This is a genomic window from Nonomuraea sp. NPDC050547, assembly GCF_044457345.1.
Lineage (GTDB): Bacteria > Actinomycetota > Actinomycetes > Streptosporangiales > Streptosporangiaceae > Nonomuraea.
Window position 1 is genome coordinate 1 of sequence record NZ_JBITGW010000020.1, and the last position, 24,376, is coordinate 24,376.

Sequence of the window (24,376 nt, forward strand, 5' to 3'; positions counted from 1 at the left end):
GCGCCCCGGGGGGGGGGGGGTTTTTTAAACCCCCCCCCCGGGGGGGGGGCCCCCCCGCCCCCCCCCCCCCCCCCCCCGCCCCCCCCGCGGGGGGGGGGGGGGGGGGCCCCCCCCCCCCCCGCCAGGGGGCGTGGGGGAGCTGGGCTCCCCCACACCAACCAGCCCGGAGCGAAGCGAAGGCCCATGCCCTCAGAGCTTTTCGAGGGGCGCGTAAGCCAGCAGCAACGTCTTCTCTCCCCCGCTCCCAAAGTCGATCTTGACCTTGGTACGCTCGGCCACCCCGTCCACCGACACCACGGTGCCCAGGCCGAACGCGTCGTGCGTCACCCGGTCGCCCGGCGTCAGGTTCGGGACCGCGCGGGAGCTCTTCTTGGCCGGAGCCGGGGTCGGGTCGCGGCGGACCGCGGCGGTCCTGGCCGACTTCTCCGGGTCGGTACGCCAGTCGAGCAGCGTCGCCGGCACCTCGTTGACGAAGCGGGAGGCGGGGTTGAAGGACGGGGCGCCCCATGAGCTGCGTACGGCCGCGCGCGTGATGTACAGGCGCTGCTGCGCCCGCGTGATGCCCACGTAGGCCAGGCGGCGTTCCTCCTCCAGTTCCTTGGGCTCGCCCAGGGACCTGATGTGCGGGAAGACGCCGTCCTCCATCGCCGTCAGGAACACCACGGGGAACTCCAGGCCCTTGGCGGTGTGCAGGGTCATCAGCGTGACCACGCCCTGGCCGCCGTCGGCCTCGGGGATCTGGTCGGCGTCGGCCACCAGCGAGACCTGCTCCAGGAACTCCACCAGCGTGCCTTCCGGGTTGGCCTCCTCGAACTCCTGGGCCACCGAGATGAGCTCGTTGAGGTTTTCCAGCCGGGACTCGTCCTGCGGATCCTCCGACGCCTCCAGCTCCGCGCGGTAGCCGGTGGCGACCAGGATCTCCTCGGCCAGCGCGGACGGCGGCACGCCCTCGGCCTTGGCGATCAGCTCTTCCAGCATGGCCACGAACTCGCGTACCGCGTTCAGGGAGCGGGTGGCCATGCCGTAGGCCTCCTCGGCGCGGCGCAGCGCGTCCCAGAACGTGATGTTCTCCCGCGAGGAGAGCGCTTCGACCATCGCCTCCGCGCGGTCGCCGATGCCGCGCTTGGGGACGTTGAGAATGCGCCGCATCGACACCACGTCGGCCGGGTTGGCCAGCACGCGCAGGTACGCGAGCAGGTCCTTGACCTCTTTGCGCTCGTAGAAGCGCACACCCCCGACCACCTTGTACGGCAGGCCGGTCCTGATGAAGATCTCCTCGAACACCCGCGAGGCGGCGTTGGTCCGGTAGAAGACGGCCACGTCGCCGGGCTTGACGTCTTCCTCGTCGGACAGCCGGTCGACCTCCTGGGCGACGAACATGGCCTCGTCGTGCTCGTTGTCGGCGACGTACCCCACGATCTTGGGGCCGTCACCCTGGTCGGACCAGAGGTTCTTCGGCTTGCGGCCCTCGTTGCGGGAGATGACCGCGTTGGCGGCGGCCAGGATGTTCTGGGTGGAGCGGTAGTTCTGCTCCAGCAGGATCGTGCGCGCGTCGGGATAGTCGCGCTCGAACTCCAGGATGTTGCGGATCGTCGCGCCGCGGAAGGCGTAGATCGACTGGTCGGCGTCACCGACCACGCACAGCTCCGACATGTCGGACCCGGTGCGGACCAGCTCGCCGTCGGCCGTCTTCAGCTCGGGGTGGCCGACCAGCTCTCTGATCAGGATGTACTGGGCGTGGTTGGTGTCCTGGTACTCGTCGACCATGACGTGCCGGAAGCGCATCCGGTAGTGCTCGGCCACCTCGGGGAAGAGCTGGAAGAGCGTCACCGTGTTCATGATGATGTCGTCGAAGTCCATGGCGCCGGCCTCGGTCAGCTTGAGCTGGTAGGCCTTGTACGCCTGGGCGAGCGTCTTCTCCAGGTGGTTGTTCGCCCGGTCGATGGCGGTCTCGTAGTCGATGAGCTCGTTCTTGTAGTTGCTCACCTGGGCCGAGAAGCCGCGCGGCGGGTAGCGTTTCGGGTCGAGGTCCATCTCCCGGCAGACCATCGCCATCAGCCGCTGCGAGTCGGCCTGGTCGTAGATCGAGAAGCTCGACGGGAAGCCCAGCCGCTTGGCCTCCTTGCGCAGGATGCGCATGCAGGCGCTGTGGAAGGTCATCACCCACATGACCTTGGAGCGGGGGCCGATGAGCTTGTCGATGCGCTCCTTCATCTCTCGGGCGGCCTTGTTGGTGAAGGTGATCGCGAGGATCTCGCCCGGGTGGACCTTGCGCTCGGCCAGCAGGTAGGCGATGCGGTGCGTCAGCACCCTCGTCTTCCCCGATCCCGCGCCCGCGACGATGAGCAGCGGGCTGCCGTGATGGATCACGGCCTCGCGCTGCTGCGGGTTGAGGCCGTCGAGCAGTGGGTGGTCTAGAGAGACTTGGGTCGGCACGCCCCTAGGTTAGGACGCCCCACCGACAATCGTGACTCGGAATGCCGACTGGGGCCCTCTGGTTGTGCCCAAGGAGATATCGGAAAGGGGACGCCATGCTGGCGGAGAACCAGGTCAACAGGGTGCTGGTGGTCACCGCGCACCCGGACGACGCGGATTTCGGCGCGGCCGGAACGGTGGCGCTCATGGTCGATCGGGGCGTCGAGGTCACCTACCTGCTCGTCACCGACGGCGACGCGGGCGGCAACGAGCGCGCCCAGGACAACGCCGGCATGGCCGAACTGCGCCGCTCCGAGCAGACCGCCGCCGCCAAGGCGGTGGGCGTGACCGACGTGCGCTTCCTCGGCTACTCCGATGGCACCGTCGTGCCGTCCCTGGAACTGCGGCGCGACATCGCCCGGGTGATCCGGCAGGTACGCCCGGACCTGGTCATCACCCACCATCCCGACCGTAACTACGAGTTCATCGCACCGAGCCACCCGGACCACCGCGCCGTCGGCGGGGCCACGCTGGACGCCGTCTACCCCGACGCGCGCAACCCGTACGCCTTCCCCGAGCTGCTGCGCGACGAGGGCCTGACGGAGTGGACGGTGCGGGAGGTGTGGCTCAACGGCGGCTCCACCCCGAACCACTGGGTCGACATCACCGACTCCCTGGACCGCAAGGTGGCGGCGCTGCTGTCGCATGTGAGCCAGGTGTCGCACCGTGAGGGGTTCGAGGCTTTCGTCCGCGACCGCTTCCTCCAGAACGGCGCCACCGCCGGCCTCCCCACCGGCCGCTCCGCCGAGTCCTTCCAGATCGTCCCCACCGCCTAAAACCCCTTCCATCCTTTACGGCGCAGCCACCCCCACCCCCACCCACCCCCACATGGCTGAGGGCCTCCAGGGAGACGCTTCTGCCCCCGCACAGGGCCGGGCACCGTAACGACGCCCCCTTACCCACCCGACCGGGAACACCCCGGGCACAACTACCCGGCCAGAGCAGAGGCTCAGGAAAAGGGGTGGGCGGCTTGTCAGGTGGTGGGTGTTTCCGGGGCGGTCGGGAGGCGGGTCGACAGGCGGGCGAACAGGTAGCCCAGGGAGTTGGTCGCCAGGTGGAGGAGCACCGGGGCGGCCAGGCCCGCGTGGCGGCGGAGTTCGCAGAAGGCCACGCCCGCCACCCCCGTCGACACCACGCTGCCCGCCACCACCCGTGCCGTGTCGAGGTGGCTGGGGGACTCGGCGGCGGTCAGGGCGCCCAGGGCCGGGTTGGCCTTGGCCATGTCGATCGACGGCAGGATGTGCCACAGGCCGAACACGGCGGAGGATCCGGCCGTCGCGGCGGCGGTGCCGTGGCGGCGGCGCAGGGCGGCGTACAGGACGCCGCGGAAGCCGACCTCCTCCAGCAGCACGGTGCCGAACGGGACCTGCACCAGCGCCTCTTCGAGGACCCTGGCGCGGGTCAGGGACAGGGCGCGGTCGTCGTGGAACAGGGGGCGGGTCCTCGGGTGGGAGATGCCCGCGGTGTAGACGACGGCCACCGCCGCGAACAGGACCCCACCGGCCACGGCGCCCTTGCGGCCGTGCTGGAAGCCGAGCTCCTCCCAGGTCAGTCCGGACCTGCGGGCCATCGCGACCAGCGCGGCGGTGGCGGCGGCGGAGGTGACGGGGCCGAGGCGGGGGGCGATCCGGTTGTTGAGGATGTTGGCCGCGGTGAGCACGGCGAGGGAACGTAGCAGCACCCTTGCAGGCTAACTGGCGGCCGGACTGTGCCAGCCCGCGGGAAAGCGGGCGCGACGGCGCTCGTCCGGCGTCATCCCGCCCCAGATCCCCTCGGACTCACCGGCGCTCAGCGCGTAGTCCCGGCACTGGTCGAGCACCTGGCACCCGGCGCAGACGGCCTTGGCCCGCGCCTCCTGCTCGGGGCCCGGCGCGAGCGGGAAGAACAGCTCAGGATCGCTGGTACGGCAGGCTCCCCTGCGCAGCCAGCTGATCTCTCCCAACGGCATGGCACCACGCTAGACCGGGTCGGCGCCGGCGCGCATCATCCCGCGGGCGTACTTCTCAGCAGCCGCCTACTCCATCGCGGTATCCGACGGCGAAGGAGGCTTGGCGCTGCTCGGCCGTACCGTGTGCCTGGGGGTTGAACCAGTCCTCGTCGGGGTCGCCGGCGGCGGCGAGGTTGAGCAGGAGCTCTTCCTCGTCACCGGGTTCGGCGCGGAGGGCGCCGGACTTCACCAGGGCCGCCAGGGTGCCGCCGGCGTAGCAGTCCGCCTGGAGTTCCTGCTGCACGTTGAGCTGGAACGACGTTTCGAGCTGCGCCTGAACGGCATGCCCGAACTCATGCGGGATGATCAAATACACGGAACCATCGCCCATCTCCTCCCACAGGCCGCGCATCCACCGGGCGTCGTAGGCGATGAAGTGGCCGGCCGGGCAGTAGAAGGCGTTGTTCGGCACGGACGGCTGCCCGCCGCACCTCGGCCCGCCCTCGCCCTCGTAGGCCACGAACTCCGTGACCGGCCGGTACGTCCGGCCCAGCGCGGCGAACTGCTGCTTCCAGTACTCCTCGCTCAGCACCCGGGCCGAGTTCACGTCGTCCTCGAAGGTGTCCTTGCCGGTGGCGTCCATGGACGGGGCGCGGACCAGGCCGCAGGCGGTCAGCAGCGCCAGCAGCACGACGAGCGCGAGGGGACGCTTCACGTGGTTCACAATGCCCAAGTGTGCCCGGGTTCACTCTGCGGATTGGCCGCCAGTGCCAATCTCAGGCATTCGGCCAGATCGTCGAGGTGGCCGGCGCCTTCCAGGAAGCGGGCGAGGGCGACGGCCAGGCGGCAGCAGTGCTCCGCGCGGCCTTCCGCCGCGGCCTGCCGTACGGCGGAGACGAGGCCGGGGCGTTCGCTCTCGAACCAGTCGGCGGGGTCGCCGACGGCGACGCCCTTCGGCGACCAGCGCCCTTCCGGCGGGCCGCTCCCGCCGCCGAACCGCAGCCCGTTGGCCTGGTCGGCGAGCACGAGCCAGCCGTCGAGCAGCCGTCCCAGCGCCTCGGCCCGCTCACCGCCGCCTGCCCCCTCGTCGCCGCCGGCCCGCCGGGCGGCGAACGCGCGGACGACGTCCTGCAGCCGGTACCGCGCTGGGCCGGTGCGTTCCAGCAGTTGGGCCTCCACCAGGCGTTCCGCCAGTTCTTCCGCTTCGGCGAGGTCGGCGTCCAGGAGCGCGGCGCAGACCCAGGGCGCGAAGTCGGGGGCCTCGACCAGGCCGGTCAGCCGCAGCAGCCGCTGCGCGGCCTCGGGCAGCCCGGCGTATCCCAGGCCGAGCACCTCGGCGGCCGGCCAGCCCAGGGCCGAGGCCACCTCGGAGTCCTGTCGCTCGGATCGCCGCTCGCGATCGGGGTGCTCATGGTGCGGGTGCTCGCGTTCCGGCTGCTCGGGGCGCGGGTGCTCGGGGCGGGGGTCTCGGTGGATCGCGTGGCCGGACAGGCGGTCGGCCATCCAGCTCACCCGCAGCCGGGGCTCGGCGGCCAGGCGGGCAGCGGCCACGCGGATGGCCAGGGGTGAGCCGCCGCAGTGCCGTACCAGATCGCGCGCCGCGGCGACCTCGGCCGCCACGCGGCCCGCGCCCGCGATCTTGGCGAGCAGCGTCATCGCGGGGCCGCTCTCCAGCGGCGCGAGCTCGACGAGCGAGAGGCCGGCGCGGGGCGTGCTCGGGCGGCTCTGGCGTACCCCGAAGCCGGACATCCCCGCCCAGGCAGGCCAGATCGGCCGGGCCGGGAGGGGCCCGGACCCGGGCGGTCCGGCGGTCGCGTCGCCCAGACCGGAGCGGAAGGCCCCCTCCGCCATTCCTCCCGGTTCCGAGCGAAACGCCTCATCCGCCAGACCTCCGAGTCCGGGCAGTACGGAGCCCGCCGACATCCCGCCCAACCCCGGCAGCCGGGAGCCGCCGGTCAGCTCGTCGAGGCCGGAGCGGCTGGTGATGAGCACCGCGCAGCGCGGGGCCTCGGGCAGGAGCGGGCGGGCCTGCGCGGCGTCGGCCACGTCGTCGAGCACGATCAGCGCCCGCCGCCCGGCGAGCTTGTTGCGGTAGAGCTCGGCGCGTTCCTCGATCCCGTCGGGCACCGCGTGCCCGGGTACGCCCAGCCGCCGCAGGAACCCGGCCAGCACCTCGGCGGGCCCGCTGCCGCGCAGGCTCGCGAAGAGCTGGCCGTCGGGGTAGCGGCTGCTGACGCGGTGGGCGACGTGCACGGCGAGCGCGGTCTTGCCGATGCCCGCCTCCCCCGACACGACGGCTCCGGCCTCGCGGCTCAGCAGCGCGGCCAGCGCGCCGGTCTCCTCCTCGCGCCCGGTGAAGTCGGGCAGGTCGGCGGGCAGGCGGCCGGGCCGTTCCGGGACGCCCGCCTCGCCGCGCAGGATCGCCGCCTCGATCTCCAGCAGCCGCTCGCCGGGCTCGAAGCGGGCGCGGGCGCCTTCCAGAGCGATCAGCGCCTCGTGCTCGCGGCCGCACCGGTAGAGGGCGATCACCAACTGCCCCCACATACGCTCGCGCAGCGGGTGCCGCGCGACGAGCACGGCCAGCTCGTCCGCGACGGCCACGTGCTTGCCGAGCCGCAACTCCAGGTCCAAGCAGTCTTCGAGTACGGCGAGGCGGCGCTCGTCGAGCCGTTCGACCTCTCCGGTCAGCGGCCCGAGCTCGATCCCGTCGAACGCGGGCCCGCGCCACAACGCCAGCGCCGAGCGGTAGCACCTGCTCGCCTTCCAGACGTGCCCTGCCCCCGCGAGGGCACGTCCTTCGTCGGCCCGCGCCAGGAACGCGAGCATGTCCAGCTGATCGTCGGCGACCCTGAGGAGGTAGCCTCCGGGGGTCGTCACGATCGTCTTCGGGGACAGCCCGACGTCGGTCATGAGCCTGCGCAGACGTCCCACGCAGTTCTGGGCCTGCCGCCGTGCGGTGGGTGGCGGCCGCTCGCCCCAGGCCAGCCTGACGATGGTGCCGATCGAGACCACCTGGTTGGCGCGCAGCAGCAGCAGAGCGAGGAGCTCCCGCTGACGCGGTCCGGGGGGCTGCGCCAGCCGTTCACCCAACGTGATCTCGAGCGGGCCGAGAACGCGGAACATGGCGCTCAGCCTCACCCATCGCCCCCGCCCCGGTCACCCTCTTTCGACCAGAACCGAAAGACCCTGCTTATGACACCGATATGACGAAATTTCTGGTCATAATGGCGGCACGATCCACCGAAGAGGCCGGTCGCATGTTACGCATTCACTTCACCGGGGACGACCTCGCTCGTACCCGCCTGGCATCCTCCGCCGATCCGCTCTGGGAGACGGTCTTCAGTCTCCATCGCCTGTACGGCCGGCGGGGCCGTACCTTCTTCGCCGACTGGCTCACGCAGGTGGCCCCACGCCTGTCCGCCGAACCACTGGGCGGGCTGCGTTCGCTGGCGCCGCCCCGGCCCTACTTCCCCGACTTCCTCACGCCCGGCAACGGGGGCACACTCGACGACGGGCTCGACAGCCTGCTGTCCACGCCGGGCACCAGGGTCAGGGACGAGGTTTCCAGGCTGCCGGGCCGTACCGGCTGGGCCAGGGACCTCGCGCGCGCCGACGCGCAGGCGATGGACGAGGTCGCCGGCGCGCTGCGCTCCCTGCACCGGATCACCGTCGCCCCCTACTGGGCCCAGGTGCGCAACCACGTCGCCGCCGACCACGCGCGGCGGCTGCGCGCCTTCCACTCCGGCGGCGTCGAGGCGGTCCTGTACAGCCTGCGGCCGATCATGCGCTGGCAGCCGCCGGTCCTGCACGTGGAGTACCCGGTCGACAGGGACCTGCACCTGGGCGGGCGGGGGTTGCTGCTGATCCCGTCGTGGTTCTGCTGGGGCACGCCGGTCAGCCTCGCCGACCCCGGCCTGCCGCCGGTGCTCGTCTACCCCGTGGAGCACCGGGGCGCGTGGCTGCTGCCCTCGGGCGACGCGGCGGACGACGCGGTCTCCGGGCTGCTCGGCCCCACGCGCGCGGCGGTTTTGCGCGCCACCAGGAGCGCGCGCTCCACGACCCAGCTCGCCCGGCTGCTGCACATCTCCCCCTCCTCGGCCAGCCAGCACGCCTCGATCCTGCGGGCGGCCGGCCTGATCACCAGCAGCCGCGAGGAGAACTCCGTCATGCACACGATCACCGAACTGGGCGAGAGCCTGCTCACCTAGACGGACCAGGTGTGGACGGGCTCGTTGGTGTGCATGCGCTCGATGTACTCCAGCGTCATCCTGCGCAGCGCCTCGTGCCGGTCGCCGCCGATCGCGTCGACCTTCTCCACCTGCCACGTGGCGCCCGTACGCCCGGTCAGGCAGCGACCCTCGATGACCCCCAGCAGCCGCTCGGCGACCGCCTTGTCCACGCCCCAGCGTTCGAGCCCCTCATGGGCCATCGGCAGCAGGCGGCGCAGGATCAGCTCGACCGCCGGCACCTCCCCCGCGCCGGGCCAGTAGAGGCGGGCGTCGATGCCGTGCCGGGCGGCGGTGTTGAGGTTGTCCTCGGCCGCGGCGAACGACATCTGGCTCCAGATCGGCCGCTCCGCATAAGGCAGGACGGCCATCATGCCGTAGTAGAAGGCGGCGTTGGCGGCGACGTCGAGGACCGTGGGGCCCGCGGGCAGCACCCTGTTCTCGACGCGCAGGTGCGGGGTGCCGCCGACCACGGCGTAGACGGGCCGGTTCCAGCGGTAGATGGTGCCGTTGTGCAGGGTCAGCTCGGGCAGGTGCGGGATGAGGCCGCGTTCCAGCAGTTCGCGCGGGTCCTCGTGCTCGACCAGCGGCAGCAGGGCCGGGAAGTAGCGGACGTTCTCCTCGAACAGGTCGAACACGCTGGTGATCCACCGCTCGCCGAACCACACCCGCGGCCGCACGCCCTGCTCCTTCAGCTCGGCCGGGCGCGTGTCCGTAGCCTGCTCGAAGAGGCTGATCCTGGTCTCGCGGTGCAACTCCTTGCCGAAGAGGTACGGCGAGTTCGCCGCCACGGCCACCTGCGCGCCGGCGATGGCCTGGGCGGCGTTCCAGTGGGCGGCGAAGGCCTCGGGGCTGACCTGGAGGTGGAGCTGGACACTGGTGCAGGCGGCCTCGGGCGCCACGCTGTCGGCATGGGTGTCGAGCCGTTCGACGCCCTCGATGAGCAGGTGCAGGTCCTCGCCCCTGGCCGCGAAGATCTGCTCGTTGAGCAGGCGGAAGCGCGGGTTGGCCGACAGTGTGCCCTCGCCGATGTCCTGCTCGCGCAGGGTCGGAAGGATGCCGATCAGGACCAGGTGGCCGCCCTCCGACCGGGCTCTGGACTCGGCGTGGTTGAGGCGGGAGCGCACGTCGTTCTCCAGGGCGAGGGCGCCCTCGCCGTCCAGCCCCTGGGGTTCGATGTTGATCTCGATGTTGAACTGGCCCAGTTCCGTGGCCCAGTCGGGCTGGGCGATGGCGGCCAGGACCTGCGCGTTGCGCATGGCGGCCTCGCCGTGTTCGTCGACGATGTTGAGCTCGATCTCCAGCCCGGCGAGGGGGCGTTCAAGCTCGAAGCGGGATTCGCGCAGCATCTGGGCGAAAACATCCAGACATCGCCGTACTTTTTCCCGATATGTCCTACGGTCTTCCCGGCTGAACACGACGACTGGCACGTCCCTGCCCATACCTCGAAATGTCGCACGATCTAGCCTCAAACACCAGCCCACCCCCCGGGCAGCACAGCGCCCCACGGCCTCCACCCGGCATGCGCCGCCCCACCCACCGGCTCCCACCTTCGGGCTTCCACCGCCGGGCTACGGCCCGCGGCTCTCGCGCCGCGAACCCCGGAAGCCGCCGCGGGTTCCGCTCGTCAGGCCGGCGCGCCACAGGCCACACCGCCCGGCGCCACGCGATCCGCCCATGGGTTGCCGCCGCATCCGGTGCCGCCTCGTCCGGTTGGATTCCGCCCTTCGCGGCCATCGCCCCGTGGTGTCCCGCCCCGCGGGTCACCGGCTCGGGCGCCTGGCCGGCGGCGGCGTGGGGTCAGACCAGGCGGCGGGCGGTGGCCCAGCGGGAGAGTTCGTGGCGGTTGGACAACTGCAGCTTGCGCAGCACCGAGGACACGTGCGTCTCCACGGTCTTCACCGAGATGAACAGCTCCTTGGCGATCTCCTTGTACGCGTACCCGCGCGCGATCAGCCGGAGCACCTCCCGCTCCCTCTGGGTCAGCGAGTCAAGCTCGGGGTCGATGGGCGGCGCCTCGGAGGAGGCGAAGGCGTCCAGGACGAATCCGGCCAGCCGGGGCGAGAAGACGGCGTCGCCCTCGGAGACGCGGCGGATGGCGTCGGTCAGCTCCTTGCCACTGATGTTCTTGGTGACGTAGCCGCGGGCGCCGCCCCTGATGACGCCGATGACGTCCTCGGCGGCGTCGGAGACGGACAGGGCGAGGAACCGCACCTGGCCGCCCGAGCCGAGCACGCGGCGTAGGACCTCCTGGCCGCCGCCGCCCGGCATGTGGACGTCGAGCAGCACGACGTCGGGCTCCATGTCGGCGATCGCCTTGACCGCCGAGTCGACGTCCTCGGCCTCGCCGATGACCTGGATCGAGTCGCCCAGCTCGGCCCGCACGCCGGAGCGGAACAGCCTGTGGTCGTCGACGATCAGGACCTTAATCACGCTTCGCCACCTTCATCGTCAACATCACCTCTGTGCCCTCACCCGGCTCGGTACGTACCCTGGCGCTGCCACCGTGCCGTTCCATTCTGCCGATGATGGACTCCCTGATGCCCATCCGGTCGAGCGGCACCTCGTCCAGATCGAAGCCCTTACCCCGATCCTTCACGAAAACGGTGACTTCTTCACCCTCCACTTCCGCGTAAACGGAGATGGACTGGCTCTCAGAGTATTTGGCGGCGTTGACCATCGCCTGCCTGGAGGCCTTCAGGAGGGCGGCGAGCTTGCCCTCGGCGTCGATGTCGATGTCGCCGACGCAGACCACCTCGATCTGGACGCCGTGCGCGTCCTCCTCCTCGGCCGCGATCCTGCGTACGGCGGCGGCCAGCGTGGCGTCGGCGTCCTGTTTGGGCTGGTAGAGCCAGTTGCGCAGCTCGCGTTCCTGCGAACGGGCGAGCCTGGCGACCTCGCGCGGGTCATGGGCGACGCGCTGGATGAGCGTGAGCGTGTGGAGCACCGAATCGTGGACCATCGCCGCCATCTCGGCCCGCTCCTCCTGCCGGATGCGCTCCCGCCGTTCAAGCTGGAGCTCTTTCCACAGGCCGGCCAGCCAGGGCGCGACGATCACCACGAGCCCGACGACCACCACGACCGTGAACAGCAGGCCTGGCGTGGCGTCCTGCAGCTCGTCCTGGGCGACGAGGAAGCCGACGCCGCCCGCGACCACGAGGACGACGCCGATCAACGTGCGGACCCGGTTCTTGCGAATGCTCTTGGTGCCGCCCGCGACCCATTCCCTGCGGCGGTCGGGGTCGGCCTGCTGCCAGAGGATCAGCGCGCCGATGCCGCCGATCGCGAACGGGATCATGCCGATGCCGCCCTGCGAGGCGCCGCTGATCCAGCCGAAGGCGAACAGCGCCACCCCGATTGCGACGAACGCCGCGAGCTGGCTCCAGTCGCGCGCGGGAGGCGGTCCCTCGTACTCCTCCCGAGGGGTCACCATCCACAGAACGGCATAGGCCACCGCGCCCACGCCGTCCACGACGGACAGCAGCACGAACGCCAGCCGGATGACCACGGGATCCAGCTTCAGCTGGTCGGCCAGCGCGTGCGCGACGCCGCCGACGAGGCGGCCCTCCATACGCCGGCGCATGCGGCGATAGGGCGCCTCGGCGGTGCCGGGCTCTGCGAGAGTCTTCTGGTCAGCCATAACACCGACATAGTCACATGTCGGCGGGGGTGCGGGCATCAGGGAACAACCCCCAGGGTCGGCTCAGGGGTGTCCCGGATGCGAGCGCGCGCGCGTGCCGTCACGATGGAGTACATGACGGAAGCTCCATCGAACGAGGCCCGGGTCCTGCGCCGCAGCGGCGAAGGGCGCATCCTGACCGGGGTGTGCGCCGGGCTGGGCAGGCACACGGGGATCGATCCGGTGGTGTTCCGGGTCGGGTTCGCGATCCTGCTGTTCGGCTCCGGTGTCGGATTCTTCCTCTACATCGCGGCTTTCATGCTGATGAAGGACACGCGCGGCCTGCCCGGCATGATCGAGCACTGGACCCGGCGTGACTTCGACGGCGAGGCCGTGCTGGCGATGATGACCGCGGTGCTGGCCTTCGGGCTCGGCATCAACCTGACCACGGTCTGGCTGGCCACCGGCACGCTGGTGGTCGGCCTGGTGCTGGTCATCTCGCTGCTGACCGCGCATGCCAACGGGGTGGACCTGCTCGCGCTGGCGCGTTCGATGCCGGAACGGCTGAGCCGCAGGCAGACCGCCTCGCCCCAGCCCACTCCCCCGGTGCCGCCGCCCTACAGCCGCCCGGAGCCGGGCCGGTCGATGGTGAACGTGGCGTTCGCGGCCGAGGCGGCGGCTCCGCCGTACACGCCGCAAAGGCCTTACACCCCGCAGAAGCCCTACACCCCGGACAGCGCGGAAAGCTCCCCGGAGGCGGCGGACGGCACGCCGACCCGCGAGCAGCCCGCGACCGGGCAAGAGCCCATGGCCGGGGAAGGGCCTGTGACCAGCCACGAGCCCGTCACCAGGCAAGAGCCGCCCACCCGCGAAGAGCCCGTCTCACCGGACGAGCCCACCACGCACCACGAGTCCGTCGAAGAGCCGCCCACCCGCGAGGAACCGGTTCGCTACGGCGAGCCGCTCCCCGAGGAGCCCCGCGAGCACCGGCCCCCGCGCGTCCACGCGGCGCAGGACCGGCCGCGGACCCGCGAGGAGGCGATGATGCGCGTCGAGGCGATGATGCGTGAGAAGCGCGCTGCCCGCATGGCCGGCGGCGAGCGGGTGAGCCCGCTGCCCGCGGAGGGCGTGCCGTCCATCCCGCACCGCGAGCCGTTCGCTCCGCACGGCCCCTACCAGCCACTGGATCCGGCCAAGCGGGCCGGGTACTCCCCCTACGACCCCGCCCTGTACGGCAGGCCGGTCCCGCCGCCGACGAAGAAGAAGCGGCCACGCTCCTTCATCGGCGTGATCACCGTGCTCCTGGCACTCATCATTGGAGGGATCCTCGTGGCTGTCCAATCAGGGTCGGCCCAAGGCGTGAACCCGACCACCGTCGGCGCGGCGGTGCTCATCACGATCGGCGCCGGACTGCTGGTCGCGGCCTGGTGGGGACGTGGAGCGGGCCTGGTGGCCCTGGGCACTCTGGTGGCGGTCGTCATCGCCAGCGGCCTGATCGTCGGCGGCCTGCCCAAACGGGTCGGCGACTACGACTGGACCCCGCTGACGATGGCGGAGGCCAGCAGAAACTACGACGTGGGCGTGGGCGAGGGCCGGCTCGACCTGTCCGAGCTGAAGCTGGATCCGGGCGCGACGGCGGAGTTCAACGCCTCGGTCTCGGTCGGCGAGCTGATGGTGATCGTGCCACCCTCGGCGCGGGTGGAGGTGCACGCGACGGCGAAGGTCGGCGACATCACGATCGACCAGTCGCTGCGCGGCGGCGTGGACGTGGAGTTCGACAAGATCCTGGTCCCGGAGACGCCGCCGAAGGGCGCGGTCTCGACGATCGTGCTGAACCTGCGCGGCGGCATGGGCGATGTGGAGGTCCGGCGTGCGGCGTGATGTGGACAGGCCGCGCCAGTTGCACAGGACCGACTGGATGGCGTTGCTCAGCGGCCTGCTGTTCGTGGTGCTGGGCATTCTGCTGGCGACCGATTCGATCACGGACGCGGCGGTGCTGGTGGCACTGATGGTGGTCGGGCTAGGTTTTGCGGGGCTGGTGGCAGTCGTCGCGAGGATCACTCGCCGTAAGTGACCCTTGACCGGGACAAACACGGGCGTACGTTGGCGAGTGTCCGCCTTGCCCCCCTGAGAGGGAGGACGTATGCCCCGTATCACCGTCACCGTCGACGACATCGCATACGAGGAGGAAGTCGAGCCGCGGCTCCTTCTCGTCCATCTGCTGAGAGACCGGCTAGGCAAGACCGGGACCCCGATCGGCTGCGACACCAGCAACTGCGGCGCCTGCACGGTGCTCCTGGACGGCAAGTCCGTCAAGAGCTGCTCCGTGCTCGCGGTCCAGGCCGACGGGTCCGCGATCACCACCATCGAGGGCCTGGCCGCCAACGGGACGCTGCACCCCATGCAGCGCGCCTTCCACGAGGAACACGCCCTGCAGTGCGGTTACTGCACGCCCGGCATGGTCATGGCCGCCATCGACATGCTGCGCGACGACCCGGAGCCGTCGGAGGAGTCCATCAGGCACGGCCTGGAGGGCAACCTCTGCCGCTGCACCGGTTACTGCAACATCGTCAAGGCGGTACGGCGGGGCGCGCAGGACATGGCGGTGAAGACGCCATGACCGAGGTGGGCACGGCCAGGCGGCGCAAGGAGGACACGCGCCTGCTCACCGGCCGTACGCAGTGGACCGACAACATGCAGCTGCCCGGGATGGCCTACGTGGCGTTCCTGCGCAGCCCGATGGCGCACGCGCGGATCACCAGGGTCGACGTGTCCGCGGCCCGCGGCCTGCCGGGCGTGATCGCCGCCTACGCCGGCGCGGACTTCGCGCAGGAGCAGGGCAGCCTGCCGTGCGCGTGGCCGGTCAGCGAGGACGTCGTCATCCCCGACCATCCGCCGATGGCCCTGTCCGAGGTGCGCTACGTGGGCGAGGCGGTCGCCTGCGTGGTGGCGACCGACCGCTACAAGGCGGCCGACGCCCTGGACGCGATCGAGGTCGACTACGAGCCGCTGCCGCCGGTGCTCGACATGAACGACGCGCTGGCCGAGGGCAGCCCGAAGGTGCACGAGGCGGGCAACCAGGCGTTCACCTGGAAGTTCGCCCAGGGCGACATCGACGCCGCGCTGCGGGACGCGCCGGTGCTGATCGACCGCACCTACATCCAGCAGCGGCTCATCCCGACCGCGATGGAGCCCCGGGCGGTCATGGCCGCCACGGACGGGGAGAGCTTCACGCTGTGGAGCGCCACCCAGATCCCGCACATCCTGCGGGTGATGCTGGCGCTGACGACCGGCATCCCCGAGCACAAGCTGCGCGTGGTCGCCCCCGACGTGGGCGGCGGGTTCGGCTCGAAGCTCCAGGTCACCGCGGAAGAGGTGCTCTGCCTGCTGCTGACGAGGAAGACCGGCAGGCCGGTCAAGTGGACCGAGTCGCGCTCGGAGGGCAACCTGACCGTGCACCACGGCCGCGACCAGATCCAGCACGTCACGCTGGCCGCCGAGGCCGACGGCCGCATCCGCGGGCTGCGGGTGGAGCTGCTGGCCGACATGGGCGCGTACCTGATGCTGGTGACGCCGGGCGTGCCGCTGCTCGGGGCGTTCATGTACAACTCGATCTACAAGATGGACGCCTACGACTTCGGCTGCACCGGCGTCTTCACCACCAAGATGCCCACCGACGCCTACCGGGGCGCCGGGCGGCCGGAGGCGACGTACGCGATCGAGCGGGTCATGGACGAACTGGCCGCCGAGCTCAACCTGGACCCGATCGAGGTGCGCAGGCGCAACTGGATCAGGCACGAGGAGTTCCCGTACACCACGATCGCCACGCTGACCTACGACTCGGGCAACTACGAGGCGGCCACCGACAAGGCCCTGTCGTTGTTCGGCTACGACAAGCTCAGGGCGGAACAGGCCGACCGCCGCGACCGCGGCGATCCGGTGCAGCTCGGCATCGGGGTGTCCACGTACACCGAGATGTGCGGCATCGCGCCGAGCCGGATGCTGGGCTCGCTCAGGTACGGCGCGGGCGGCTGGGAGCACGGCTCGGTCCGCATGCTGCCGACCGGGAAGGTCGAGGTCGTCACCGGTTCGTCGCCGCACGGCCAGGGTCATGAGACGGCGTGGAGCCAGATCGTGGCCGACGCGCTCGGCGTGCCGTTCGACGACATTTCGGTTGTCCACGGCGACACGGCCATCTCTCACAAGGGCATGGACACCTACGGCTCGCGCTCGCTTGTCGTCGGCGGCATGGCCGTGCTGGCGGCGTGCGAGAAGGTCAAGGAGAAGGCGAAGAGGATCGCGGCGCACGTGCTGGAGTGCGCGCCCGACGACGTCGAGTTCAGCGAGGGCACGTTCAGGGTGCGCGGCACCGAGAGCGGCAAGACCATCCAGGAGCTGTCGCTGGCCACGTTCGCGGCCCACGACCTGCCGGACGGGGTCGAGCCCAGACTGGACGCCGACGCCACCGTCGACCCGGAGAACTTCTCCTACCCGCACGGCACCCACCTGTGCGCGATCGAGGTCGACACCGAGACCGGCATGACGAAGATCCGCTCCTATGTGGCCGTGGACGACGTCGGCAAGGTGGTCAACCCGCTGATCGTCGAGGGCCAGGTGCACGGCGGCATCGCGCAGGGCGTGGCGCAGGCGCTGTACGAGGAGGCCGTCTACGACGCCGAGGGCAACCTGCTGACCTCGACGATGGCCGACTACCTGGTGCCGTCGGCGGCGGACCTGCCGACGTTCGTCACCGACCGCACGGAGACGCCGGCCACGTCCAACCCGCTCGGCGTGAAGGGCGTCGGCGAGGCCGGCACGATCGCCTCCACGCCGGCCGTCGTCAACGCCATCGTGGACGCGCTGCGCCCGCGGGGCGTCCACGACGTCCAGATGCCCTGTACGCCCGAGCGAATCTGGAGGGCACTGTCATGATCCCCGCGCAGTTCGACTACCTGCGCCCGGCGACGCTGGAGGAGGCCTGCCAGGCCCTGGCCGCGGACGACGAGGCGAAGGTGCTGGCCGGCGGGCAGTCGCTGCTGCCGCTGCTGCGCCTGCGCCTGGCGTACCCGACCACGCTCGTGGACATCGGCCGCCTGCCGGGCCTCACGGGCGTGCACGACCGCGGTGACCACGTCTTCATCGGCGCGCTCGCGACGCACGACGAGGTCCTGCGCTCGCCCGTGGTCCGCGCGGGCTGCCCGCTGGTGGCGCTGGCCGCGACCACGGTCGCCGATCCCGCGGTACGGCACCGCGGCACCTTCGGCGGTTCCCTGGCTCACGCCGACCCGGCGGGCGACCTGCCCGCGGTGGTGCTGGCGCTGGACGGGGTCCTGGTGGCCAGGTCGGCGCAGGGCGAGCGGGAGATCCCCGCCGCCGATTTCTTCGCCGACTACCTGGAGACGACGCTGGAGGCCGGCGAGATCCTGGTCGGCGTCAAGATCCCCAAGCTGGCCGGCGAGTGGGGCTTCCACTACGAGAAGTTCCGCCGCACGGTTCAGGCGTGGGCGATCGTCGGGGTGGCCGTGGCCGTGCGGCGCTCCAACGGCTCGATCCAGGAGGCCAGGATCGGCCTGAGCAACATGGGCGCGACCCCGCTGCGTGCCCGCGCGGCGGAGAGCGCCCTGCAGGGCGTGGAGCTCGGCGAGGCCGTACGGCAGGCCTGCGAGGAGGCGTCGGCCGACACCGCGCCGCCGGCCGACCTGCACGCGCAGCCGGACTACCGCCGGCACCTGGCCAGGGTTCTGACCCACCGCGCGGTCAGGACGGCGGCGGGAACTCCGTAGGCCCTTCGGGGGCGCCCCTTCCGGGGTGCCCCCTTTCCGGCGTAATGTCGCAAACAGGAGGCGTCGATGGCGATGCGGTTCGAGCACGAGTTCACGGTTCCGGTCCCGGTGGAGCAGGCGTGGGCGGTGCTTCTCGACGTCGAACGGGTGGCCCCCTGCCTGCCCGGCGCGGCGCTCGACCTCGTCGAGAGCGACGAGTTCACCGGCAGGATGAAGGTGAAGGTCGGCCCGATCACCGTGACCTACCGGGGCACGGCCCGCTTCGAGGACGTCGACAAGGACGCCCACACGCTCGCGCTCAAGGCGTCGGGCAAGGAGGCCAGGGGCTCGGGCACCGCCTCCGCCACGGTCGTCGCCAAGCTGACCCCGGCCGGCACGTCGACCGCGGTGAGCGTGGAGACGACGTTCAACGTGACGGGGCGGCCGGCGCAGTTCGGCAAGGGCGTGATGGCCGAGGTCGGGGCGAAGCTGATCGACCGGTTCGCGGCCAACCTGGCGGAGCTGCTGGCCGAGCCGGGGGTGGAGGCGGCAGCCGTACCGGGGAGTGCCGTGAGCGATGACGAGGAGCGGCACCTGAGCGCGGTCCCCGACCCGGCGGGGGTCGCGGACGCGCACCCGAGCGGGACGCTGCGCACCTCGCGCACGGCCGACGAGGAGGCTCTGGACCTTCTGGAGGTCGCGGGAGCGCCGCTGCTGAAGCGGGTCGCGCCGCTCGTGGGCGGGGTCGCGCTGGTGGCGCTGATCATCTGGCTGATCAGGCGTTTTTTGCGGTAGTTAAGGCGAGATCAGCGGTAAAAACACCATCAAGTCCGGACACATCACCCGAAGAGGGGGAATGCCTGAACCCGAGCGTTCGACTTCTCGGGGGAGATGGGCATGCCGGACTGCACCGTTGTCATCATCACCTTCAACGATGCCGAGCGGGTGCCCAGGGCCGTGCGCTCCGTGCTCAGGCAGACGCTGCGCGACATCGAGGTGATCGTCGTCGACGACGCCAGCACCGACGGGACCGCGCGCGTCATGGGCGCCTTCGAACGCGCCGACCCCCGGGTGCGCTACCTGCGGCGCGAGCTCAACAGCGGCGGCTGCGGGGCCCCGCGCAACGACGGCATCGACGCCGCGTCCGCCCCGTACATCATGTTCCTGGACAGCGACGACGAGCTGCCCAGGCACGCCTGCAAAAGCCTGCTGACCGAGATCGAACGCACCGGCGCCGACTTCGTCTCCGGCCAGATCTCCCGCTACTACGAGCCCAGCGGGCGGCTGGAACGCTACTACCCGCGCCTGTTCGCCCGCCGCCGCATCGTGAACGGCATCGCCGAGGACCCCGAGCTTTTCCTCGACTCCTTCAGCACCAACAAGCTCTACGACCTCACGTTCCTGCGCCGCAACGCGCTGCGCTTCCCCGAGGACATCCACTACGAGGACCACGTCTTCGCCACCGAGCTCTACGCGACCTCCCGGCGCTTCGCGGTCGTCCCCTGGGTGATCTACCACTGGCACCGCGCGGCGGAACACACCTCCATCTCCCTGAGCATCAAGGAGATGGACAACGTACGGCACCGCATGATCGCCGCCCAGCGCAGCGACAAGATCCTGCGCGACCACGGGCGCGAGGACCTGCTCCCCGAACGCCAGCACCGCTTCCTGCGCCAGGACCTTCGCGTCTACCTCAACCCGCTGCCCGCCCGCGACCTGGTGTGGGTCAAGGAGTTCGCCGCGGTCGTCCGCCCCTACCTGGCGACGATCCCGCACGAGGTCATCGACCGGATCGAGCCGATGGCCAGGGTCTGCTGCCACCTGATACTCGACGACCGCATCGACGACCTGCGGGTCGCGGTCCGCTCGCTCACCGGCGCCGCCGCGCCGCCGCGCGCCGCGATTCGGCACGAGGGCCGCACCTACTGGGGCACCACGCTCACCCCCGGCATGGACATCACCCGCCTGCGCCTGGCCGAACTGCCCTTCAGCGCCGCGCGGCTGCGCCACGAGGTCACCGAGATCGCCGCGGACGCCGGCAGGGTCGCGATGACCGTCCACACCTACGACCCTTTCGGCGCGCTGCCCACCGAATGGAGCGCCTTCCTGACCTACGGCGGGCACCGCTTCCCCATCCACCCGCATCCCAGCGGCGACGGCTACGTCAGCGAGATCGTCTTCACCCCCGAGGGCAAGGGCGACCCGCGCATCGGCTTCACCCGCGAGCGCGACGGACACACCACCACCGACCGGCTGCTGGTCGACCCGAACCTGGAGCCGATCCCGCTCAACGGCTACACCGTCCAGGCCGCGGGCTCGTCCGCCTTCCTCCGCGTCACCGCCCCGTCCGTCCGGCGCAGGCTGGCCGGCAAGATCAAACGCGAGGTCCTCTCCCGGGTGAGCACCCCGGCCATGAAGCTGCGCGTCTACAAGGCGCTGATCAAAGTCGTGCCGCGGCGTAAGGACCTGGCGCTCTTCGAGTCCGACTGCGGCAAGGGCTACACCGGCTCCCCCCGCGCCATCTACGAGGAGCTGCGCCGCCGGGAGCTGCCGATCGGGGTGATCTGGTCGGTGGCCCGCGGCAGGAAGAACTTCCCCGAGGACGCCGGTCTGGTCCGCCGGATGAGCTGGCGCTACATCTGGATCATGGCCCGCGCGGGCATCTGGGTGGACAGTCACGGCTTCCCCCTCGACTACCCCAAGCCGCGCGGCACCCGCTACCTGCAGACCTGGCACGGCCAGGGCATCAAGTCGATCGGCTTCGACGCGCCCGACCTGCGCGCCGACTTCGCCGGCCCGCGCGACCAGTGGCGGGCCGCCGTCGCCCGCTGGGACGCGCTGATCGCGCCGAGCGCCGAGTTCACGCGGGTCTTCGTCCCGTCCAACGGCTACACCGGCCCGCTCTTCCGGTACGGCACGCCCCGCTGCGACGCCCTGGTCCGCGGCGAACCGGTGCCCCGGGTCTGGGAGGAGCTCGAACTACCCCCCGACAAGAAGATCCTGCTCTACGCCCCGACCTACCGCGACACCGCCAAGAGCAGCGGCAGGTCCGTCCGCGTCGACCTGGAGGCGATGGCGGAAGAGATGGCCGACGACTGGGTGATGATCCTGCGCACCCACCCGGTGGAGCGATACCACGTCCCCCAGCACGTACGCCACTTCGTCCGCCCGGCCGGCGCCTACCCGGAGATCAACGACCTGATGCTGGCCTCCGACGCGCTGCTGACCGACTACTCCTCCGTCATGTGCGACTACGCGGTGACCGGCCGGCCGATGCTGTTCTACATCGACGACTGGGACCAATACCGCCTGGCCGAGCGCGGCGTCTACCACGACCTGCCGTCGATCGCCCCCGGGCCCTGCCTGACCAGCACCCAGGACGTCATCACCTGCCTTCGGGCGCTGCCCGCCGTACACACGTCGTTCTCGGAGAAGTACGCGGCCTTCCGCGAGCTGTGGTGCGCCGACGAGCGCGGCAACGCCTCGGCCCGGGTCGTCCAGGACTTCTTCGCGGTGCCGCTCGAGCAGCCCGTCACCGACCGGTCCGTGGTCTGGGGGACGCGGTGAGCATCGTCTTCGCGTGCATGGACGCCGACACGTTGGGCGGCATCCAGCAGGTCACCCACACGCTCGCGCAGGGCCTGGCCGTACGCGGCCACGACGTGCACGTCATCGGCCTGCATCGGTCCACCACGCCCTTCCGCTACGTGGCCGAGCCGCGCTACCGCAAGCATGTCGTCGGCCGCGGCCCCATGGGGCCAGAGGGCCGCCTGGCCCGCCGCGCCGCCGACCGCCGGCTGCGCGCCGTCTTCGAGTCGATGACGCCCGGCTTCGCCGTGCTGACCTCGCCCGGCGTGGTCACCCGCCTGGTCCCGATGCTGCCCCGCCGCCTGCGCCCGATCGGGCAGTACCACGGCTCGTACGAGCACGCCCGCGGCTCCTGGCACCTGGGCTCCATCCGCAGGCACTACCCCGATCTCGACCAGGCCGTCTTCCTGAGCGAGGACGACGCCTGGCTGTTCTCCGAGCACGCGCTGCTGCCGAACACCTGGTCGCTGCCCAACCCGCTGGCCGCCTGGCCGGCGCGGACCTCTCCGCTGACCAACCCCAGGGTCCTGGGCGTGGGCCGGCTGGAGGGCGTCAAGCGCTTCGACCGCCTGATCAGCGCGTTCGCCCGGACCGGCGAACCTGAGTGGGAACTCCACCTGCTGGGCGACGGCGCCGAGGAGTCGCGCCTGCGCGCCCACGCCGAACGCGAGGGCGTCGCCGAACGCGTCGTCTTCCGCGGCAGGGTGCCGGCCGCGCAGATGCCCGCCGAGTACATGAACGCCGCCGTCCTGGCCCTGACCAGCGAGCACGAGGGCCTGCCCGTCGTCCTGCTGGAGGCGGCCGCGCACGGAGTCCCGTCGGTGGCCTTCGACGTGTCGGGCGGCGTCCGGTCGACCGGCCCGGAGCTGGTCCCGGCGGGTGACGTGCGGAAATTCGCCGCCGCGCTGTCCGACCTCATGTCCTCGCCTGACGAGCGCCGCCGCCTGGGCGCCGCCGCCCGCGCCAGAGCCGCCGCCTTCCGCCTCGACCACATTCTGGACGGCTGGGAAACCCTCTTCACCCACATCGCGCGCTAGGCTTTCGCCAGGTTCACGAGCGGGAGTTGCCGATGCATGTTGGACCAAGCCACGCCGCACAACTGGACACCCTCGACGCGTACTTGGCCCTGGATGAGGAGACTCGCCGGGACATCGAGGTTGTCGACGGCGTCGCCGCGACGCGCGAGCAGCGAAGCCGCGGGCACCAGAAGACGGGACGCCGACTGGCCGAGGCCCTGGAGAACGGCATCGAGAAGCACCGCCGCTCGTTGTCACGGTCGGAGAAAGCGCCATGCGTGGATGTGAACACGGAGATCGAGGTCATCCTGTGGGATGTCCCGCTCCGCCTCAGAAAGCCTGACGTGGTGGTGCATACATGTCTGGAACCCGGCGAGTGGCTCCGGGCGGAAGACGTCATCATCGCTGTCGAGGTGCTCTCGCCCCACTCTCAAGCTCGTGACCGGATCCACAAGGCGGGCGAGTATGCCAAGGCGGGTATTCCGCACTACCTGATCGTCCAGTTCGATGATCAGGGTGCCGTCTCCATAGAGCACCACATTCTGATCGGCGGCGGCCCGTACTCCAAGAGCAAGACCACGCACCGCGACGTGGACGCGCTGGCGCTGAGCATGACGACGCCGTTCGTTCTCGACATCGACTGGTTGCAACTCGACATCGCGCCCATCGCCTGACCCGGTACGGCGGAGCGGCTCCGCCGTACCGGGGAGAAGGTCAGACGCGTTCGGTCAGCGGGGCCTCCGCGCGCTGCTGCGGGATGCCGGCCAGGGCGCGCTGGCCCGAGGTGAGCAGGGCGGCGACCGGGCTGGGCTCGCGCAGGCGGTTGATGCGGTCGCGCATGCCCTTGCGCATGCGTGAGGCCCTGCGCTTCTGCATGGTCTTCTGGAAGGCCAGCACGTGCTCCTTCGCCGCCTTCTCGGTGCCGCTGAGCTCGTAACCCATGGACTCCAGGCGCTCGCCGAGCACCTGCTCGCACAGCGCGATCTCCCAGTCCTCCAGGCGGGTGGACCAGCTGCCGACGCGGGACTTGGTGACCTCGCCGTGCGTGTTGCTGTGCCACACCTTGTGGACGGGGACCGCCACCTGGGCGGCCTCGCGCGGCGAGAGCATCGCCTGGTCGAAGTCCTCCTCCAGGAAGTGGCAGAGCTTCTTCATCTCGGTGGCCGGGTCCTCGGTGAGGTCCTCGTAGCGCAGCTCGTAGTAGCTGTCCTCGGGCATCGACTTGCGCAGCTTCGCCCCGGCGTCCATGGCCTCGGCCCAGGTGGAGACGGCGTGGAAGGAGTCCAGCGTGTACCAGGGCATCTCCTTCAGCGACGACACGCAGTCGCGGCCGTCCCTGATGAGGTGGACGAACTGGGCGTCGGGGAACAGACGCAGGAGCAGGTCGACCTGCTTGACGTAGCTGGGCCGCTTGTCGCCCCAGCGGGCCTTGCCGAACCGGTCGGCGTACATGCGGAAGGCGGTGCCGATGACCGAGCCGAGTGAGCCGGGCCCGTCGGCGGACTCCTGGACGTAGTCGTCCTTGTCGATCTTCAGCTCGCGGAACTTGGTGTTCTTGTCGGTCGCGATCCACTGCGCCAGCGCCTGCCGCGCCGAGGCGACCCGCAGGTCCCCGAAAACGCGGCGCCGGTAGTAGGCCGGCACCAGGAAGCGGGTCTCCGGCGGCACCGCGATCCGCGGGTGCGAATGCAGCATGAGCTGCAGCATCGTGGTCCCTGAACGTGGACACCCGATGACGAATATCGGCCGATCCGACATAGCTT

Annotated in this window: 20 protein-coding genes; 11 read left to right on the plus strand and 9 right to left on the minus strand. The window is 70.9% G+C overall.

The window, feature by feature from the left end; translation table 11 throughout:
- Positions 1-189: 189 nt before the first annotated feature.
- Complete coding sequence (gene pcrA, locus ACIBHY_RS40810) at positions 190-2,406, minus strand: DNA helicase PcrA (protein WP_397256741.1); 2,217 nt, start codon at positions 2,404-2,406, stop codon at positions 190-192.
- Between the two features lie 125 nt (positions 2,407-2,531).
- On the opposite strand from pcrA, the gene ACIBHY_RS40815 reads away from it, so the two are divergent.
- Positions 2,532-3,251: a PIG-L deacetylase family protein gene (locus ACIBHY_RS40815; RefSeq protein ID WP_397256541.1), complete on the plus strand. Its 720-nt coding sequence runs from the start codon at positions 2,532-2,534 to the stop codon at positions 3,249-3,251.
- Positions 3,252-3,448: 197 nt separating this feature from the next.
- Here ACIBHY_RS40815 and ACIBHY_RS40820 read toward each other — a convergent pair whose 3' ends face one another.
- Genes ACIBHY_RS40820 through ACIBHY_RS40835 form a run of 4 tightly spaced genes read right to left on the minus strand, consistent with a single transcriptional unit; the run spans position 3,449 to position 7,525 of the window.
- On the minus strand, positions 3,449-4,156 hold the full coding sequence (locus ACIBHY_RS40820) for a CPBP family intramembrane glutamic endopeptidase (RefSeq protein WP_397256543.1): 708 nt from the start codon (positions 4,154-4,156) through the stop codon (positions 3,449-3,451).
- Positions 4,157-4,165: 9 nt separating this feature from the next.
- Entirely contained in the window at positions 4,166-4,423 is a 258-nt protein-coding gene (locus tag ACIBHY_RS40825; protein ID WP_379625099.1) for a WhiB family transcriptional regulator, read from the minus strand.
- A 55-nt stretch (positions 4,424-4,478) separates the two neighbouring features.
- Positions 4,479-5,117, minus strand: coding sequence for a neutral zinc metallopeptidase (locus ACIBHY_RS40830; protein WP_397256545.1), 639 nt, complete (start codon positions 5,115-5,117; stop codon positions 4,479-4,481).
- Positions 5,118-5,122: 5 nt separating this feature from the next.
- Positions 5,123-7,525 (minus strand): BTAD domain-containing putative transcriptional regulator, encoded by a 2,403-nt coding sequence (locus ACIBHY_RS40835; protein WP_397309548.1) that lies wholly within the window; start codon positions 7,523-7,525, stop codon positions 5,123-5,125.
- Positions 7,526-7,659: 134 nt separating this feature from the next.
- Between ACIBHY_RS40835 and ACIBHY_RS40840 the strand changes: the two genes are divergently transcribed.
- The gene (locus ACIBHY_RS40840) at positions 7,660-8,610 is read left to right on the plus strand and encodes a helix-turn-helix domain-containing protein (protein WP_397256549.1); all 951 of its coding nucleotides are present in this window, start codon (positions 7,660-7,662) and stop codon (positions 8,608-8,610) included.
- On the opposite strand, the gene ACIBHY_RS40845 is transcribed toward ACIBHY_RS40840, so the two are convergent.
- The 3 genes from ACIBHY_RS40845 to ACIBHY_RS40855 all read right to left on the minus strand — a co-directional run bounded on the left by ACIBHY_RS40845 (position 8,607) and on the right by ACIBHY_RS40855 (position 12,268).
- Entirely contained in the window at positions 8,607-9,977 is a 1,371-nt protein-coding gene (locus ACIBHY_RS40845) for a glutamate--cysteine ligase (protein ID WP_397309549.1), read from the minus strand. The two genes, ACIBHY_RS40840 and ACIBHY_RS40845, sit on opposite strands and share 4 nt — an antisense overlap.
- Before the next feature lie 451 nt (positions 9,978-10,428).
- Positions 10,429-11,061 (minus strand): response regulator, encoded by a 633-nt coding sequence (locus ACIBHY_RS40850; RefSeq protein WP_379625110.1) that lies wholly within the window; start codon positions 11,059-11,061, stop codon positions 10,429-10,431.
- Positions 11,054-12,268, minus strand: coding sequence for a PspC domain-containing protein (locus tag ACIBHY_RS40855; protein ID WP_397256553.1), 1,215 nt, complete (start codon positions 12,266-12,268; stop codon positions 11,054-11,056). The genes ACIBHY_RS40850 and ACIBHY_RS40855 overlap by 8 nt, the downstream gene beginning before the upstream one ends.
- A gap of 114 nt (positions 12,269-12,382) precedes the next feature.
- Between ACIBHY_RS40855 and ACIBHY_RS40860 the strand changes: the two genes are divergently transcribed.
- The 9 genes from ACIBHY_RS40860 to ACIBHY_RS40900 all read left to right on the plus strand — a co-directional run bounded on the left by ACIBHY_RS40860 (position 12,383) and on the right by ACIBHY_RS40900 (position 23,287).
- Positions 12,383-14,128: a PspC domain-containing protein gene (locus tag ACIBHY_RS40860; protein ID WP_397309550.1), complete on the plus strand. Its 1,746-nt coding sequence runs from the start codon at positions 12,383-12,385 to the stop codon at positions 14,126-14,128.
- Entirely contained in the window at positions 14,118-14,321 is a 204-nt protein-coding gene (locus tag ACIBHY_RS40865; protein ID WP_397256557.1) for a hypothetical protein, read from the plus strand. Before ACIBHY_RS40860 ends, ACIBHY_RS40865 begins: the two co-directional genes overlap by 11 nt.
- A 69-nt stretch (positions 14,322-14,390) precedes the next feature.
- Positions 14,391-14,867, plus strand: a complete 477-nt coding sequence (locus ACIBHY_RS40870; protein ID WP_397256559.1) for a (2Fe-2S)-binding protein — start codon at positions 14,391-14,393, stop codon at positions 14,865-14,867.
- Positions 14,864-17,179, plus strand: coding sequence for a xanthine dehydrogenase family protein molybdopterin-binding subunit (locus ACIBHY_RS40875; protein ID WP_397309551.1), 2,316 nt, complete (start codon positions 14,864-14,866; stop codon positions 17,177-17,179). Before ACIBHY_RS40870 ends, ACIBHY_RS40875 begins: the two co-directional genes overlap by 4 nt.
- Positions 17,176-18,030, plus strand: coding sequence for an FAD binding domain-containing protein (locus tag ACIBHY_RS40880; RefSeq protein ID WP_397256563.1), 855 nt, complete (start codon positions 17,176-17,178; stop codon positions 18,028-18,030). The genes ACIBHY_RS40875 and ACIBHY_RS40880 overlap by 4 nt, the downstream gene beginning before the upstream one ends.
- 66 nt (positions 18,031-18,096) lie before the next feature.
- Positions 18,097-18,804 carry an SRPBCC family protein gene (locus ACIBHY_RS40885; RefSeq protein WP_397309552.1) on the plus strand — a complete coding sequence of 236 codons (708 nt, stop codon included), beginning with the start codon at positions 18,097-18,099 and terminating at the stop codon, positions 18,802-18,804.
- A gap of 102 nt (positions 18,805-18,906) precedes the next feature.
- Complete coding sequence (locus tag ACIBHY_RS40890; RefSeq protein ID WP_397309553.1) at positions 18,907-21,576, plus strand: CDP-glycerol glycerophosphotransferase family protein; 2,670 nt, start codon at positions 18,907-18,909, stop codon at positions 21,574-21,576.
- Positions 21,573-22,634: a glycosyltransferase gene (locus ACIBHY_RS40895; protein WP_397309554.1), complete on the plus strand. Its 1,062-nt coding sequence runs from the start codon at positions 21,573-21,575 to the stop codon at positions 22,632-22,634. The genes ACIBHY_RS40890 and ACIBHY_RS40895 overlap by 4 nt, the downstream gene beginning before the upstream one ends.
- 32 nt (positions 22,635-22,666) lie before the next feature.
- Entirely contained in the window at positions 22,667-23,287 is a 621-nt protein-coding gene (locus tag ACIBHY_RS40900; RefSeq protein ID WP_397256570.1) for a Uma2 family endonuclease, read from the plus strand.
- 40 nt (positions 23,288-23,327) lie between these two features.
- Here ACIBHY_RS40900 and ACIBHY_RS40905 read toward each other — a convergent pair whose 3' ends face one another.
- Entirely contained in the window at positions 23,328-24,371 is a 1,044-nt protein-coding gene (locus tag ACIBHY_RS40905; RefSeq protein WP_397256572.1) for a sulfotransferase family protein, read from the minus strand.
- Between the last annotated feature and the right edge of the window lie 5 nt (positions 24,372-24,376).